General features: G+C 67.5%; 13 protein-coding genes and 1 tRNA gene. 11 read left to right on the forward strand and 3 right to left on the reverse strand.

Annotation, left to right across the window (positions count from 1 at the left end):
• The first annotated feature begins 31 nt into the window (after positions 1-31).
• The 9 genes from ACIPJI_RS10245 (at position 32) to ACIPJI_RS10285 (ending at position 8,532) form a co-directional block, all read left to right on the forward strand.
• Positions 32-2,251 carry a cell division protein FtsK gene (locus ACIPJI_RS10245; RefSeq protein ID WP_402245516.1) on the forward strand — a complete coding sequence of 740 codons (2,220 nt, stop codon included), beginning with the start codon at positions 32-34 and terminating at the stop codon, positions 2,249-2,251.
• A 139-nt stretch (positions 2,252-2,390) separates the two neighbouring features.
• Entirely contained in the window at positions 2,391-2,672 is a 282-nt protein-coding gene (locus ACIPJI_RS10250; RefSeq protein WP_402245518.1) for a hypothetical protein, read from the forward strand.
• A gap of 6 nt (positions 2,673-2,678) precedes the next feature.
• Positions 2,679-2,867, forward strand: a complete 189-nt coding sequence (locus ACIPJI_RS10255) for a hypothetical protein (RefSeq protein WP_307707147.1) — start codon at positions 2,679-2,681, stop codon at positions 2,865-2,867.
• A 10-nt stretch (positions 2,868-2,877) separates the two neighbouring features.
• A complete protein-coding gene (locus ACIPJI_RS10260; protein WP_402245520.1) occupies positions 2,878-3,486 on the forward strand; it encodes a hypothetical protein in 609 nt (202 codons plus the stop codon).
• A 2-nt stretch (positions 3,487-3,488) separates the two neighbouring features.
• The gene (locus ACIPJI_RS10265) at positions 3,489-3,956 is read left to right on the forward strand and encodes a hypothetical protein (RefSeq protein ID WP_402245521.1); all 468 of its coding nucleotides are present in this window, start codon (positions 3,489-3,491) and stop codon (positions 3,954-3,956) included.
• 86 nt (positions 3,957-4,042) lie between these two features.
• Positions 4,043-4,957, forward strand: a complete 915-nt coding sequence (locus ACIPJI_RS10270; protein ID WP_402245523.1) for a bifunctional DNA primase/polymerase — start codon at positions 4,043-4,045, stop codon at positions 4,955-4,957.
• Positions 4,958-5,050: 93 nt separating this feature from the next.
• On the forward strand, positions 5,051-6,595 hold the full coding sequence (locus tag ACIPJI_RS10275) for a YfjI family protein (protein ID WP_402245525.1): 1,545 nt from the start codon (positions 5,051-5,053) through the stop codon (positions 6,593-6,595).
• A gap of 303 nt (positions 6,596-6,898) precedes the next feature.
• Entirely contained in the window at positions 6,899-7,090 is a 192-nt protein-coding gene (locus tag ACIPJI_RS10280) for a helix-turn-helix transcriptional regulator (RefSeq protein ID WP_402245527.1), read from the forward strand.
• A 71-nt stretch (positions 7,091-7,161) separates the two neighbouring features.
• Complete coding sequence (locus tag ACIPJI_RS10285) at positions 7,162-8,532, forward strand: tyrosine-type recombinase/integrase (RefSeq protein ID WP_402245808.1); 1,371 nt, start codon at positions 7,162-7,164, stop codon at positions 8,530-8,532.
• Positions 8,533-8,557: 25 nt separating this feature from the next.
• Here the strand turns inward: ACIPJI_RS10285 and ACIPJI_RS10290 are convergent, their stop codons facing one another.
• The 3 genes from ACIPJI_RS10290 to ACIPJI_RS10300 form a co-directional block, all read right to left on the reverse strand.
• Positions 8,558-10,363: a hypothetical protein gene (locus ACIPJI_RS10290; protein ID WP_402245529.1), complete on the reverse strand. Its 1,806-nt coding sequence runs from the start codon at positions 10,361-10,363 to the stop codon at positions 8,558-8,560.
• 664 nt (positions 10,364-11,027) lie between these two features.
• Positions 11,028-11,495, reverse strand: a complete 468-nt coding sequence (locus ACIPJI_RS10295) for a hypothetical protein (RefSeq protein ID WP_402245531.1) — start codon at positions 11,493-11,495, stop codon at positions 11,028-11,030.
• A 308-nt stretch (positions 11,496-11,803) separates the two neighbouring features.
• Positions 11,804-11,875, reverse strand: a tRNA-Arg gene (locus tag ACIPJI_RS10300).
• A gap of 274 nt (positions 11,876-12,149) precedes the next feature.
• Here ACIPJI_RS10300 and ACIPJI_RS10305 point away from each other — a divergent pair.
• Both ACIPJI_RS10305 and nrtL read left to right on the forward strand, forming a co-directional pair.
• Positions 12,150-12,680, forward strand: coding sequence for a response regulator (locus ACIPJI_RS10305; RefSeq protein WP_402245533.1), 531 nt, complete (start codon positions 12,150-12,152; stop codon positions 12,678-12,680).
• Between the two features lie 229 nt (positions 12,681-12,909).
• Positions 12,910-14,016, forward strand: coding sequence for an ArgS-related anticodon-binding protein NrtL (nrtL, locus tag ACIPJI_RS10310; protein WP_402245536.1), 1,107 nt, complete (start codon positions 12,910-12,912; stop codon positions 14,014-14,016).
• Positions 14,017-14,020: the final 4 nt, after the last annotated feature.

Below are 14,020 nucleotides of genomic sequence, written 5' to 3' on the forward strand. Positions count from 1 at the left end.
CTTCCCACTCGACATGAGGGAGAGCCCCACCGTGTCCGAGATCCACACCATCGACCAGCCGGAAGAGCCGGACCGCACCGAGACGAACGAGGAAACGGCGGCCGTGCTGCCGTTCCGGAAAAAGAGCGAGAGCGAGCCGCCCGCGCCGGGCGAGGTGAAGCCCGGCGAGTGGGAGGCCGAACTTCCCGACGACCAGCCCGACGACGACGGGACCGTGTCGGAGGGCGACCCGGTCGACCCGCCCAAGCACGAGTTCCCGCCCTCAATCGCGGAAGTGATCGAGGCCAAGGACAAGGCCCGCCGCCCGGTGCTGCCGGACTGGCTGACCAGCGCCAAGCAGCGCGCCGCGGTCGCCCGCTGGGCGGCCGGTCACTACGGCCAGACCAGCCTGTATCACCTGGTCAGGACCCCGGTGTACTCGGCAAAGCTCATCGCCTACGCGCCGCGCGGCGGCTTCCGCTGGATCGGCGCCGCAAGCCGCTGGGTCTCGGACGCTGAAGGGCTGCCGGTGCGCCTGGCGGCCGTGCGAGCCGAGGATGCGGGGGAGTACCTGAAGCTGTCGCGTCAGCGCGATGCGCGGGTGAAGCTGCGCGGCATCATCGCCGTGCTGTCCACCGTGTTCGGGCTCGGTGCGGCACTCGCCCTGTGGGTGCTGGCCCCGGCCTGGCTGCTCACGCTGGTCACCCTCACGCTCACCGGGGTGCTCGGGTGGGCGGGGACGCCGGCCGACCGGCCGCTGATCGATGCGGCCAAGGTGAAGTTCCGCCACCGCAAGCTCACCTCCGACATCGTCACCCGCGCATTTCTCGCGGCCGGGCTCACGAAGCCCGATCAGGGTGTCGCGTTCCCGCAGCCGATCCGGCAGGACGGCGACGGCTGGCGGGTGGTGGTGGACCTGCCGTACGGCAAGACGTTCTCCGACGCGGTCAAGAAGCGCGACGCGCTCGCCTCCGGCATCGACGTGGCAGAGACCCAGGTGTTCCTGGACCGCGACGCGACCAGCTCACGCCGGGTGTCGATGTGGGTGGCCAACCGCGACCCGCTCGCCGTCCCGACCGGCCGCACCCCGCTGCTGGGCATGGACCGCGTCGACTTCTGGAAGCCGTTCCCGTGGGGCCGTGACGAGCGCGGCAACGAGGTGGAGATCAGCATGCTGTGGGTCTCGCTGCTGGTCGGCGCAGTACCCCGGCAGGGCAAGACGTTCTCCGCCCGCGCGATCGCGCTCGCCGCCGCGCTGGACCCGTACGTGAGGCTGTACGTGTTCGACGGAAAGGCCTCGCCGGACTGGCGCCAGTTCTCCAAGGTCGCCCACCGGGTCGGCTTCGGCACCGTCCCGCAGGCCGGGATCGATCCGGTGATGCACCTGGTCAACTCGCTGCAGGAGCTCAAGGCCGATGTGGAGGACCGCTACCACCGGCTCTCCGAACTGCCGCTGCACGTCTGCCCGGAGGGCAAGCTCACCCCGGCGATCTCGCGGGACAAGAAGTACGACATGCCACTCGTGCTGTTCGTCGTGGACGAGGTACAGGAGTACCTGGTGCACCCCGTCCACGGGAAAACCATCCTTGAACTGCTGGTCTTCCTCGCCCGCGTCGCCCCGGCCGTCGGTGTCTCGGTGATGACCGCGACGCAGAAGCCGGACGACACCGCCTGCCCGTCCGTGCTGCGCGACCAGCACCAGGCCCGGTTCGCGCTGCGGGTCGGTGCCTACCAGGTCTCGGAGACCATCCTCGGTGCCGGATCGTACGGCGAAGGGCTGGACGCCTCCCGGCTGCTCAAGTCCCACAAGGGCGTTGGACTGCTCAAGGGCATGACCGACGACGCCGGAATCGTGCGCACCTACTTCGCCGACGGCCGCGACGTGGAGACGATCCTCACCCGTGCGCAGGCCCTGCGCGAGGCCGAGGGCACCCTCACCGGCGACGCCACCGGGGAAGCGCCGGCCGACGCCGCCCTGGCGACGATCCTGGACGACATCGCCGCCGTGCTCGGCAAGGGCGAGGCCAAGCTCTGGTCCGAGACCATCGTGGACCGCCTGGCCGAACTGCGGCCCGACGTCTACGGACCGTGGGCCGAGATGGACCCCAAGCCTAAGGCCGAACAGCTCACGGCAGCGCTCAAGCCGTACGGCATCGGCACCGAGCAGATCAGCCGCCGCATCGACGGCAAGACCGTCAACAAGCGCGGCATCCTCCGGGCCGACCTCTCCAAGGCGATTACGGAGCGCAACAAGAAGCGGGACGCGAGCTAGGCCCCGAAGGTCGCTTGCGCAAGCATCAACCGTCGCTTGCGCAAGCGACCCCGCTAGCGACCCAAACCACACCTGATCAGGTCGCTAGCAGATAGCGACCCACCTGCGGAAACCCCGAAAACCTACCCCGGAGGCCTTCATGACTTTTCCCCTGCTCGCTATCACCTTCCTGATCATAATCACGCTCTGTTACGCCTGCGTGTGTGCGGCCCAGCCGTTCGGCCGCTGCCACAAGTGCGACGGACTCGGCTTCGCCCTCAAGCACGACCGCAAGGGACGGCCCAAGCGCGGCAAGCACTGCCGCCGCTGCAACGGCCACGGCATCCGCATCCGGCGCGGCCGACACCTCTACAACCTGTGGGCCCGCACCTACCGCCAAGGCACCACTCCCGCCCCCAAGCACCCCGCCCAGAAGGGATAACCACCCATGGCAGTCACCGTCTCCCTCGTCGCCCTGTTCGCCCTGGTCCTGTTTTTTTTGCTCCGCTCCAAGTCCCTGGGCTACGGCTCGGCGTTCGTCGCCACCGGCTTCGGGTTCTTCCTCGCCTCCACCGGAGCCTCCGGCCCCATCAACCAGCTCGCCACGGCCGTCATCGACGCCGTGGGCAACCTGTAGGGAGCCTGCGATGAATGAACCGATCGTCGCCCGCAGCACGCTCGCCCACGTCACCCCCAAGGCCGCACCGGCCTTCGCCACATCGACCGTGCTCATCCTCGGGCGGATCTGGAACGCGAACGGGGCCGAACACTCCGTCGGCAACGCCGCGCTGATGGTCGTGCTCGCCACCGGCGCCGCGGCGGCTGGCGCGTTCGCCTCCGCCGGTCGCCGAGGTGACAGCGTCATCGCCGGGACTGCGTTCGCCGCCTCCGGCGGGCTCGCGCTCGCCGGGGTCGCCGGATACGCCGACGGATGGTCGCTGCCGATCCTGCTGTGGGCGCTCGCCACCGCCGTCGCCTACGGGCTCGCCGCCCGCCACTGGCGCACCGACCACCGCGACACCGTCGCCTACGAGCGGAACACCATCGAGCGCCGCGAGACGCACGCCCACACCGAACGCGTGGAAGCGCTGCGCGCCGGAGCACAGATCGAGGTGGCCCGCGAGGGCGCCGCCTACGCCACCGCCCTCGCCCAGGCTCTCACCGCCCGCGCGGCCCTGCCCGGCTTCGACCCGATCGAACTCACCCGCGCCGGACTCCCGGAACTCCCCACCATCGACACCACCGAGGAGAACTGACCATGTTCGAGATCCGCATCATCTGCGACCCCGCCGACACCGACCGCGTGACCAAGACCCTTGCCGCAGCGTTCGCCACCGGCCCGGTACGCCAGTACGCCACCCGCGACGGAGAGCGCGCCCGTCTGTACGTCACCGCCGACCACTTCACCGACGGTGAGCCGCAGCCGGAGACGTGGCCGACGCCAGAAGAGGCGTACGCCCTCGCCCCGAGCATCATCAGCGAGATCGGATGGACCGCCAACGAGGCCATCGGCCGGCCGACCTACGGATGGCTCGGGCGCGAGTTCTGGCTCCGCAAGGCTGCCGTCCTCGATCGCATCGCCCTCACCGACGACGCCCCCGGCGACGCGGGAGAAGTCGCGATCGAAGCAGCGCGCCGCGTGATGGACCTGGACGACCAGGCCGACGTGGAAGACCCGCGCGGCTACGTCCGCCAGCAGTACGCCCAGTGGGTCACCAGCAAGTAGATACGCCCGGGGCGGTCGCTCTCTCGCCAAAGACCGCGACCGCCCCGGCTCTCCGTCCCTCCGAAAGAAACAGGAGAACCCCCAGCATGACGCAACCGACCCCCGCCGGGCGAGCGCCCGGCCACCGGCCGCCCCTGCCGGACCCTCTGCACTCCGCGCTCCGTCTCGCATCGGCCGGCGTGCCCGTGCTGCCCCTGCGCAAGGGCAAGGTCCCGTTCGGGAACTGCCCTGCCTGCGCGGGCAGTGTGTGCGGCGACCGGCCGCACATGAAGGCCGCCGGTCGGTGCCGCTGCCCGCAGGTGTGCCACGGCTGGGCCGCCGCCACCACCGACCCCGACGTCATCACCTCCACTGCCTGGGCGCCGATGTGGCGCATCGCCGCAGCCGTCGCCTACCACCCCGCCGGGGCGGGGCTCACCGTCGTGGACCTGGACGACTCACAGGCCGTCGCTTGGGCCCGCGCAACGCTGCCCGCCACGAGGACCGTCCCGACGACGCGCGGAGAGCACTGGATCTACCGGGGAACGATGCGGTCGGCCAACTCCGTCCGGCCAGGCGTGGACATCAAATCCGCTATGGCCTATGCCCGCTGGCTCGCACCGGGCACCGGAGCCATGACCGAACTCCCGTCGGCCGTACGCGCCCTGCTGGACAAGGAAGAGACCACTCCCGGCCGCGTCGTGGTCTCTTCACCTCCCGAGCGCGCAGCGTGGGACCACACCGTGGCCACCGGATGCCGCCACACAGAGCGCTACGTGCGCAGCGGCTTGGAGCGAGGCCTGGCCAAGGTTCGCGCTCGCACTGAATCCGGTGCCGGATCACAGGCGTTCGGGGTCGCCCAGTTCCTCGGAGCCCAGCACGCGCAGTGCCCCGGTCCGTGCGGACTGGACGCCATCGCAGCCGAGATCGTTGCCGCTGCGGTATCGGTCGGCGTTCCCGAGCCCTACGCCCAACGGGCGGTCGCCAACGGCCTCACCGCCGTGCTTGGGAGGGCGGCATGAAAGTCGCCGCCCGACAGGGCGTCCTTTCTGCCCTTCGCTCTGACCAGCCTGCCGAGGACCAACACCAGGCGACCGCCGGAACGGGACCGCAGCATGACCGCCACGAATGACACCGACCTGTGGGAGGGCTTCGACCCTCTCGCCGTCGAAGAGATCACCGGTCCTGTGTGGGACGAGCCGGTACCGCTCACCGGCCGCCGAGACCTGCCCGGCTTCCCCGTGCACGCCTTGCCCAACTGGCTCGGGAACATGGTCGCGGCCGTCGCCGAGGAGACCCAGACCCCGGCAGACCTCGCCGGGTGCCTGGCCCTCGCGGTCATCGCCACGGCGGCCGGCGGCCGGGCCATGGTCTGCGTCCGGGGACGCTGGCGCGAGCCGGTCAACCTCTACACCGCCGTCGCGCTCGATCCGGGCAACCGCAAGAGCGCCGTGTTCGCGCTCATGACGGAGCCGCTGATGGCCGTGGAGAAGACCCTCGTGGAACTGTCCGGCCCGGCCCGCGCGGAAGCTGAGACCACCGCGCGTCTGGCCAAGGCAGCAGCGGACAAAGCAGCGGCCAAGGCCGCGAACGCGGAAGCCGGGATGCGCGACCAGCTCACCGCCGAAGCCGTCGCGCTCGCGCAGGCCGCCGAGGAAATCAAGGTCCCCTGCAAGCCTCAGCTCGTCGCGGACGACGTGACCCCGGAGAACCTGGCCACCCTGCTCACCGAACAGGAGGGGCGGATCTCGGTGCTGTCACCAGAGGGCGGCATCTTCGACATCATCGCCGGACGCTACAGCGGCGCCCCGAACATGGAGGTCTTCCTTAAAGGTCACGCCGGGGACATGGTCCGGGTCAACCGGCAGGGCCGCGACGCCCAGCACATCGAGCGGCCCGCCGTGACGATGGGGCTCGCGGTGCAGCCGGAAGTGCTCGAATCCATCGGGCAGATCAAGGGCGCCGACGGGCGCGGGCTGCTCGCCCGCTTCCTGTACGCCCAGCCCGAATCGCTGGTAGGCCGGCGCAACCTCACGCCAGAGCTGATCCCCGACGACGTCGCGGCCACCTACGCGCAGCGTCTCGGAGGGCTGGCCATGGCCATGAACGGATGGACGGACCCCGCGCTGCTCACGCTCACGCCGGAGGCGGATGCGGTGATGCTCGCCTATCAGAAGGTCACCGAATCCCGCATCGGCAAGGGCGGGGCGCTCGCGGCTGTCGTGAAGTGGGCCAGCAAGCGCGACGGAGCCGTGGCCCGCATCGCCGGACTACTGCACCTCGCCACCCACCCCGACGGCGGATGGCAGCGCCCCATCGAGGCCGCCACGCTCGCGGCGGCAACCGAGCTGGGCGACTACTTCACCGCCCATGCCCAGCACGTCTTTGACGCCATGGGCGCCGACCCCGCGCAGGAAGCCGCCCACCAGGTCCTCACACACCTTCGGGACGCCCGGTTCAGCGGCTTCACCAAACGCGAGTTGTTCCGGCAGCTCTCCCGTGGCGACTTTCCCGCAATCGCCGACCTCGATCCCGCCCTGGCGCTGCTCGAGGAACACGGCTGGCTCCGCCAACTCCCCCCGCCCCCGCGCACCGGACGCGGCGGCCGACCGCCCTCGCCCCGCTACGAGGTACACCCCCGCCTTACCCGCAGCGCCTGACAGAACCCCGCCGGACCGACAGAACTGACACAACCCCCGAAGTGCGGCGCTGACCTGCGGCAACGGCCGTATCAGGCGCTGTGACAAAACCTCCGGAAACTCCGACAGAACCAACGCCGCCCCCTGCGGCCCGTCGTGACAAAACCACGCACCCAGAGTTCTGTCGGAGTTTTCGTGGGTTCTGTCACGACGGACGAAGCGACCAAAACCACAGGTCAGCGCCCTACACGGCAGGTTCTGTCAGTTCTGTCAGCGATTCCGGCCTACGAGCCACAGAAAACGTGCGATGTAAGGAGCCCATTCGTGGCCAAGTCCCGCGAAGAGATGCTGACCATCCCCCAAGTGATTGAAGAGATCGGAGTGCCGCGAGCGACGTTCTACCGCTGGCGGCAGTGCAAGAAGGGCCCGAAGTCGATCAAGCTCCCGAACGGCTCGGTGCGTATCCGCCGCTCGGAGCTGAGCCGGTGGCTGGAGACGCTGGAGGAGACCGCGTGACGTCGGGCGGCAACCGTGGGGTCGGGCAAAGCAACCGCCCGGCCCCGGAGGGGTTTTCCCTCGATGTACGCCTGTGGAAGGTGACGAAGGCGCAGAGCAAGACCCGGCCCTATCAGCTTCGCTGGAAAGTTGGCGGCAAGGTCTGCAGCGCCACGTTTGCCACGGTGGCGCTCGCTGAGAGCCGAAGGTCCGAACTTTGGCAGGCGATGCGGCGAGGGGAGGCATTCCGCATCCGGGACGGCCTGCCGGAGTCCGAGGTCCGAGCGGCCGTGGCTGCTGCTGAGGTCCGTGAGGAAGTGACCTGGTTCGACTTCTGCCGTGAGTACATGGCGATGCGATGGCCGACCAGCGCGGCCAAGACAAGGGAGGGAATCGCGGACGGCCTGGCGGCGGTGACGCTGGCCATGGTGGAACAGGGCAGCGAGGCGCCTCCGGTTGAAGAGATCCGACTCGCACTGCGATGGGCAGTTGTTCCGAAGCACGCGGGGGAGGACCCGCCGGCCGAGCTGGAAGGTGCGTATGCCTGGATCTCTCAGCGGTCCCTGCCGGTTTCGTCGCTAGCCGACCCGCGCATCCTCCGGGACGTTCAGTACCGCATCGCCTTCAAGCTTGATGGCGCGCCTGCGGCGGGAGAAACCGCCCGCCGCAGGCGACGGGTGCTGAACACGGCTGTGGAGTACGCCATCGAACGAGGCGCACTCGCAGAGAATCCGTTGGGCGCAATCAAGAAGGTTCAGCGCTCAGCGTCGGACCGCGTGGACCCGCGTGTGCTCGTGAACAAGGTTCAGGCGGCGCAGTTGTTGGCGGCCGTCTCGTACGTCGGCACGTGGGGGAGGAGCAAGGGACGTCGGCTCGTGGCGTTCTACGCCGTCATGTACTTCGCGGCGCTGCGGCCCAGCGAGGCGGTGGGGCTCCGCAAGTCCGACTGCTACCTCCCGGATAGGGGCTGGGGGACCCTCACGTTGCGTGAGACGAGGCCCGTCTCCGGCAAGAAGTGGACCGACACGGGGGAACGCCATGAGCAGCGCGGTCTCAAGTCCCGCGAGGCAGCGGAGGATCGGCCGGTGCCAATCCCGCCGCCGCTCGTAGCGATGCTGCGGGAGCATCTGATCCTGTTCGGCTCAGCGAAGGATGGGCGGCTGTTCACCAACGAGCGGGGTGGGCTCGTGGGGAGCAGCACCTACTGGCGAGTGTGGCGTGACGCCCGGGAATACGCTCTTCCGCCGGACCTGCAGGCGTCCATTCTTGGTGGCCGGCCGTACGACCTCCGGCATGCGTGTATCACGACGTGGCTGAATGCAGGTGTACCCGTAGCCGAGGTTGCCCGTCGCGTAGGGAACTCGCCCGAGGTGATTCACCGCGTGTACGAGGGGTGCATTTACGGCCAAGAACAGGTGATGAACCGGAAGATCGAGGTCGCACTCGATTTGCTCGATGCATGACGTTCGGGCCTCGCCCTGATCAGCGTCACGTGGCCTCGGCCAACCTTTTGAGCTGCTCCGTGTGTGAGAGCGCTGCCCGGAGAGAGTCCGTGTAGAGGCCCGGTGCTTCAGCCGCCAAGTGTTCGTAGATTTGGGCGGCTTCACGAGCGCAGCGCAAGGCGCCAGTAAGGTCCTTGGTCTGCCGCATGCGTGCCGCTACCTCCAGCGACCGGGCAAGCTGGGGGCGGTACGCATCCGGCACAGCCTTCTCCAGTGATCGGTTTATGGTTACTGCGTCACTGATGTCGCGGAGAGCAGAGTCTATATTGCCCTTCTGTGTCAAGACGCTCTTGTTCAACAAACTTCTCGCCAGCTCTGGGCGGTACCGATACTTGTCTGGTTCTTCGTGCGCCAATTCCTGGTAGAGGCGTACGGCCTCCGTGGTATGAATGAGCGCTTCAGATTCATTATCAGTCCTAGCTAGTGCCCGCCCTAGGTTATGCAGGTTCCTAGCCAGGTGAGGACGGCAGGTTTCTGGGTTGTCGCTTTCGAGTTCTTCTAGTATGTGGACAGCTTCCCGGATCGCGCGCAGGGAGCCCCACTTATCATTCGCCTGTCCCAATCGAATGCTTAGGTGTCCCAAGGTGATGGCAAGTTTTTGTCTAAAGATCAAGGGCTCAGCTGCGGCAAGGCGTCTGTAGAGCCAAACTGATTCCTTCGTTCGGGCGAGAGCGGTTCGTTTCTCTCCAGCCTTGGCCAAAACGAACCCTAGAGAGTTCAGGCTAGCGGCTAGCTGTGCCCTGTATGCGCGCGGTTGAGAGGCAGCTAGATTGCTATAAATGTCAACTGCATCTGCCGCGGCACTAACGCCTTCTCGTAGGTATCCCGCGCGCCCAGACCGTATGCCGAAAGAGTACAAGAGGGCCGCCCGCTGCTCAGGCGGTGTATTCGGCGGAAGAGTCAACAGAAGGTGTTGGGAGAGGTCGCGGGAAGCGGCGAGCATCTCCCTGTGATGACGGGGGATGTTGGCGCTTACCAGCTCCGCCAAGTCGCGAGGTGCGTTATTTATAACGGCACGGATAACAGGAGTAGTTGCGATATCGGGACGCGCTCGAAGGGCGGCCCATAGTGTCTCACGTGCGGTCGGGTGGCGTTGGGATGCAGCGGCCAGGATTCTCAGGCATCGACGCCGTGAAGTGGATTCGATGGATCCTTTGCTGGCTTCTGTTGTGAGTAGGTGGCTCAGGTGCTCACGGTCCTGGGGGTGTCTTGACAGGTATTCGGCAAGATAGTCCTCGCCGAGCCGGTCTGGACGCAAGGGGATTAGATACTGATGCTTACTAGCGTTTGTGTTGCTGATTGATGAACTTCTACTGCCTTCCTGCGCGCCGGGCCGAGCCGGATACAAGCGTTCGTGGGCCTCGACAAGCTGACGAGCTGCGGCGTTTCCGCTGGCCAAATTGGAATCGATGAGTAGTTGGCGTGCGGCAGCGGCATTATCGGCGGGCCCAAATGCGGTTGCATAAAAGACAGTTGCGGCGACTTGGTCGCCGGTGACACTCGCAGTTTTGCTGGTATGCCAATAACGGGCTTCGTGCTCGAGCAAATAGGTCGAAAGTTCTTCGCGTGTAGGATCGTTCTCCTGGTCGCGGTGGGCGCAAACCAACCCGAGCGCGTGCATCTGAAGGGTGAGGGCAGAATGGTAGTCGTCGTGGTCGAGGCCAATCGGCGGGTCAATGGTCTCAGGCGTGATGTCGAGCGCTTCCTGGAAGGCTCTAACAGCTACACCGAAACCTTTAATACGGTCCGCAGCATCCCTATAAAGGCCGCGCAGATGGATTGGATCGGTCAAGTTGGCGGGAGACTGGGAAAGTTGGGCGCGCAGTGCGGGCCATAGGTCGGAAGCGCTGCGAGCCAGTAGTAGTACGCGAATCCGGCGGTTGGGTAGTTCGTGTGGAAGCCTTCGAATTGCCCTACTTAGAAGGTCGGCTCTCCAACCATCGGCGTAATCGATCGTTACCAGAACGGGACTCACGGTGTGCCGTGAGTCTTGCGAACAGTCCGTTTCGCTCACTTCGGCGCCGGGAAAGTTCGGTAGAATCTGAGCGGCTGCCCACCCCGCTTCGTATGCCGCCGTGGCCAAACAATTAGCGAGCCGAGTCTTTCCCTGCCCTGCCGCTCCATGTACAAGAAGCACCGAGATTGGGTCTGGTTCGTTGCTGCACCAATTGTCCAGAAGCGCCTCCTCTGGAGGGCGATGATGGAATGGGACCACGGCTCGCCCGGCGTCCAGCAGGTAACTTGGGGTCCGCCTGTAAGAAGGCACCCAGCAGTCGCTTGACGCAGGCAGCAACCACTCCAGTCGATAATCTGGCTGAGTCAGGTAGATAGCCACGTTGCCGCCCGCTGACCCGATTTGGATGTTATGCCCACCGATCCGGCTCTCTCGTACGGAGGGCGAATTTCCGAACACTGACGTTTTCCCTCCACTTGAATGCAAGGGGCGTATGTGCTTGTCAGGGTTCGCGCTCGATGTCGGCGTCTCCTTCGACCTGTCCTATGTGTAGATTGTCCCCATCGATTTCCGAATTGCTCAACCTCTGTTTCGTAGTCGAATCAGGGCTGTTTGAGACTGGGGAGGATGGATTGGGGGTTCGTGGTGGTGATGCAGGAGCCGTGCCTCCTTGAGGCCTGCCGTATCGGAGGTATCCACCCACCCGGCCGATCATGGTGTTATTCTTGCGAATCGTTGAGCCTTCGACTTCCTGGCTCACCTCGTGAACACCTCCGGCGGGGATCCTGGCGCGGACGAGTGTGAGGATCGAGATGCAGATGGCTGCTAGACCGCATACCGCTCCGATGATGCTTGCGATCCTGTCCGCCGTATCGAGATCAACGACAATGGCGACGATAATCAACCCACACGCCGTGGCCGCGCCAAGGGTCAACCCACCCCACGCCAGCCCTTTCTTCCAGCTGGTCATATAGAAATTATCCTGCTTGGTGACTGCGGCGACAAATCGGCCAGTGCCCACTCGGCCCACGATGCTGTGGCAGGGGCGAAAGAACCGATGGCGACATAGGAGCGGCCAACCTGGGGAGCTGGCCGACCCGGGCTGTCCACGCTCGCAGGTGCTCCCCATCACTGGCATGTGAGCGGTGGCCTTATCGCAGGTCTATCGCAATCACTGCGCAGCAACGTGCAAGAGCCGGACCCAGTGGGACTGGGTCCGGCTCTCAATGTCTGGCACTTCCGCAGGTCAGCGGGGTGATCACGCTGTTCCGGCTTCTGTGCCCCCGGCAGGATTCGAACCTGCGCACACGGCTCCGGAGGCCGTTGCTCTATCCCCTGAGCTACGGGGGCGTGCGCCGCGCTGCTGCGTGGCGACGGGTAGAACCCTACCAGCTCCCGAAGGGTCATCGTGAACAGGTATTTCGGGTCCCAGGGGACGGGATTCCGAGGACCTGCGGAACGGGTTTCTCCGGTCCGGGCCGGCTGCCCGGACAGCGACCCCCGCACCCTCCCGCAGCCCGACCCGAGCCGCCTACCGACCTGTGGCGTGGAGCCGCCCGCCCCGTACACGATCGACCGTCCACCCGTCCCCCTCCTTCCCGCCCTTCGCCCGCACGGGGCGGAAGTGGGCAAAACCCGGACGCAGCCCTGTCCGCGGACCTACTCTCGAGTTGTGTCCGGCGTGTCCGGCCGAGTGCTCGTTGTCGATGACAACCGGGTGATTCGGCAGCTGATCAGGGTCAACCTCGAGCTGGAGGGCTTCGAGGTCGTGACCGCGGCCGATGGTGCCGAGTGTCTGGATGTGGTGCATCAGGTGCAGCCGGACGTCGTCACGCTGGACGTCGTCATGCCCAGGCTCGACGGCCTGCGGACCGCCGCTCTGCTGCGGGACGACCCGCGCACCCGGCACATCCCCCTCGCGATCATCAGCGCCTGTACGCAGTACGAGGTCGACTGCGGTGTCGCCGCCGGGGTCGACGCCTTCCTGGCCAAGCCCTTCGAGCCGGCCGAGCTCGTGCGGGTCGTGCGGCAGTTGACGCACCGGGAGCCCAGAGACCCGAGGGGACCCCGGGACTCCCGCGAGTCCGGGGAGGGTGGCCCGCCGTCCGTCGACGGCAGGCACGAGGCAGGGCGGGCGGAGAGCGCCAGAGGTTGACCGCGTCCGTGACCACGGCGTGGTCCGTGACCACGGCGTGCCGGAGACCGGCGACGCCCCCGACCGCAGTCCGCACCCCCGCGACCCCAGTCCGCACCTCCGCCCCGGCGACCACCACCCGCACCCCCGCGCCGGCGACCACCACCCCCGCCCCCGCGACCACCACCCCAGTGCCCGCATCGCGAAACCGGTTCGCGGAGTGCCCCCCTTCCTCCCATACGCTTGTCCCGTGACCCCCGCAGAGCTCTCCCGTACCGTGCGGCACGCCGTGTGCCGTGCCGTGGAGGACGGTGCGCTGCGCGTCGACGCTCCTGGGGACGTCAAGGTCGAGCGGCCCCGCCCCGGCGGGCGCGGGGACTACGCCACCGGGATCGCGCTGCGGCTGGCGCGGCAGGCCGGCCGGCCTGCCGCCGAGGTGGCGGCGGAGCTGGGGCACCGCATCGCCGCCGCCCCCGGAATCGCCGCCGTCGACATCACCGGGCCCGGCTTCCTCAACATCACCCTCGAGCCCGACAACCAGCAGCGGCTCGTACGGGACGTCCTGGAGCGCGGTGAGAAGTACGGCTGGACCGACCTGACAGGGCGCGTCGAGCAGCCCACCTGCCGCGCCGACGTACGGGCCGCCGTCATGGCCGACACCCTGCGCCGGATCCTGCTCTCGCAGGGCACCCTGAGCCGGACCTCCTGCGAGGGCGCCGCCGACCCCGTCTGGGCCGACCTGGGCGTACGCATCGAGGCCCAGCACGCGCGGGGCCGACTCCGTACGGACATCGCGCCCGTTCCCGCCGCCGACGACGCGGCCACGCTGCTACGGAGACTCGGCGTGGACGCCACCCGCTGGGGCCTGATCGCCGCCGCTGCGCACGACCGGCCCCTGACCGACCGCCCGACCCGGGGCCCTGGGTCCACGACGGATCGCCCAACCCTGAACCCCCACGCCCTCCTCCTCCAGCACGAGCGCAACCCCCTCTTCCGCGTGCGCTACGCCCACGCCCGCGCGCGGGCCCTCGTACGCAACGCCGCGCGGCTCGGGTTCGCCGGCAGTCCGGAAGAGCATGTCGACGCCCCCGCTGTCACCGCCGCCATCGGCGATCATCCCGCCGTTCTCGCTGACGCTGCCCGGCTCAGGGCGCCCGACCGGCTTGCCCGGCATCTGGAAGTCACCGCCGACGCTCTCCTCTCCTTCCAGAGCAGCGTTCAGCACAGCGTGCTGCCCGTCGGGGACGAGAAACCCTCGGCCGCCCACCGTTCCCGGCTCGCCCTTGCTGAAGCCGCCGGGACGGTGCTCGCCGGTGGCCTGTCCCTGCTCGGTATCAGCGCGCCCGACCATCTGTGAGACG

Origin of the sequence: Streptomyces sp. NPDC086835, assembly GCF_044745705.1 — a bacterium.
GTDB lineage: Bacteria > Actinomycetota > Actinomycetes > Streptomycetales > Streptomycetaceae > Streptomyces.

Excerpts from the sequence above, each read along its gene's own strand:
- ACIPJI_RS10250 (WP_402245518.1), top strand. The coding sequence starts at position 2,391 with ATGACTTTTCCCCTGCTCGCTATCACCTTCCTGATCATAATCACGCTC.
- ACIPJI_RS10255 (WP_307707147.1), top strand. The coding sequence starts at position 2,679 with ATGGCAGTCACCGTCTCCCTCGTCGCCCTGTTCGCCCTGGTCCTGTTT.
- ACIPJI_RS10275 (WP_402245525.1), top strand. The coding sequence starts at position 5,051 with ATGACCGCCACGAATGACACCGACCTGTGGGAGGGCTTCGACCCTCTC.
- ACIPJI_RS10260 (WP_402245520.1), top strand. The coding sequence starts at position 2,878 with ATGAATGAACCGATCGTCGCCCGCAGCACGCTCGCCCACGTCACCCCC.
- ACIPJI_RS10265 (WP_402245521.1), top strand. The coding sequence starts at position 3,489 with ATGTTCGAGATCCGCATCATCTGCGACCCCGCCGACACCGACCGCGTG.
- ACIPJI_RS10295 (WP_402245531.1), bottom strand. The coding sequence starts at position 11,495 with ATGACCAGCTGGAAGAAAGGGCTGGCGTGGGGTGGGTTGACCCTTGGC.
- ACIPJI_RS10270 (WP_402245523.1), top strand. The coding sequence starts at position 4,043 with ATGACGCAACCGACCCCCGCCGGGCGAGCGCCCGGCCACCGGCCGCCC.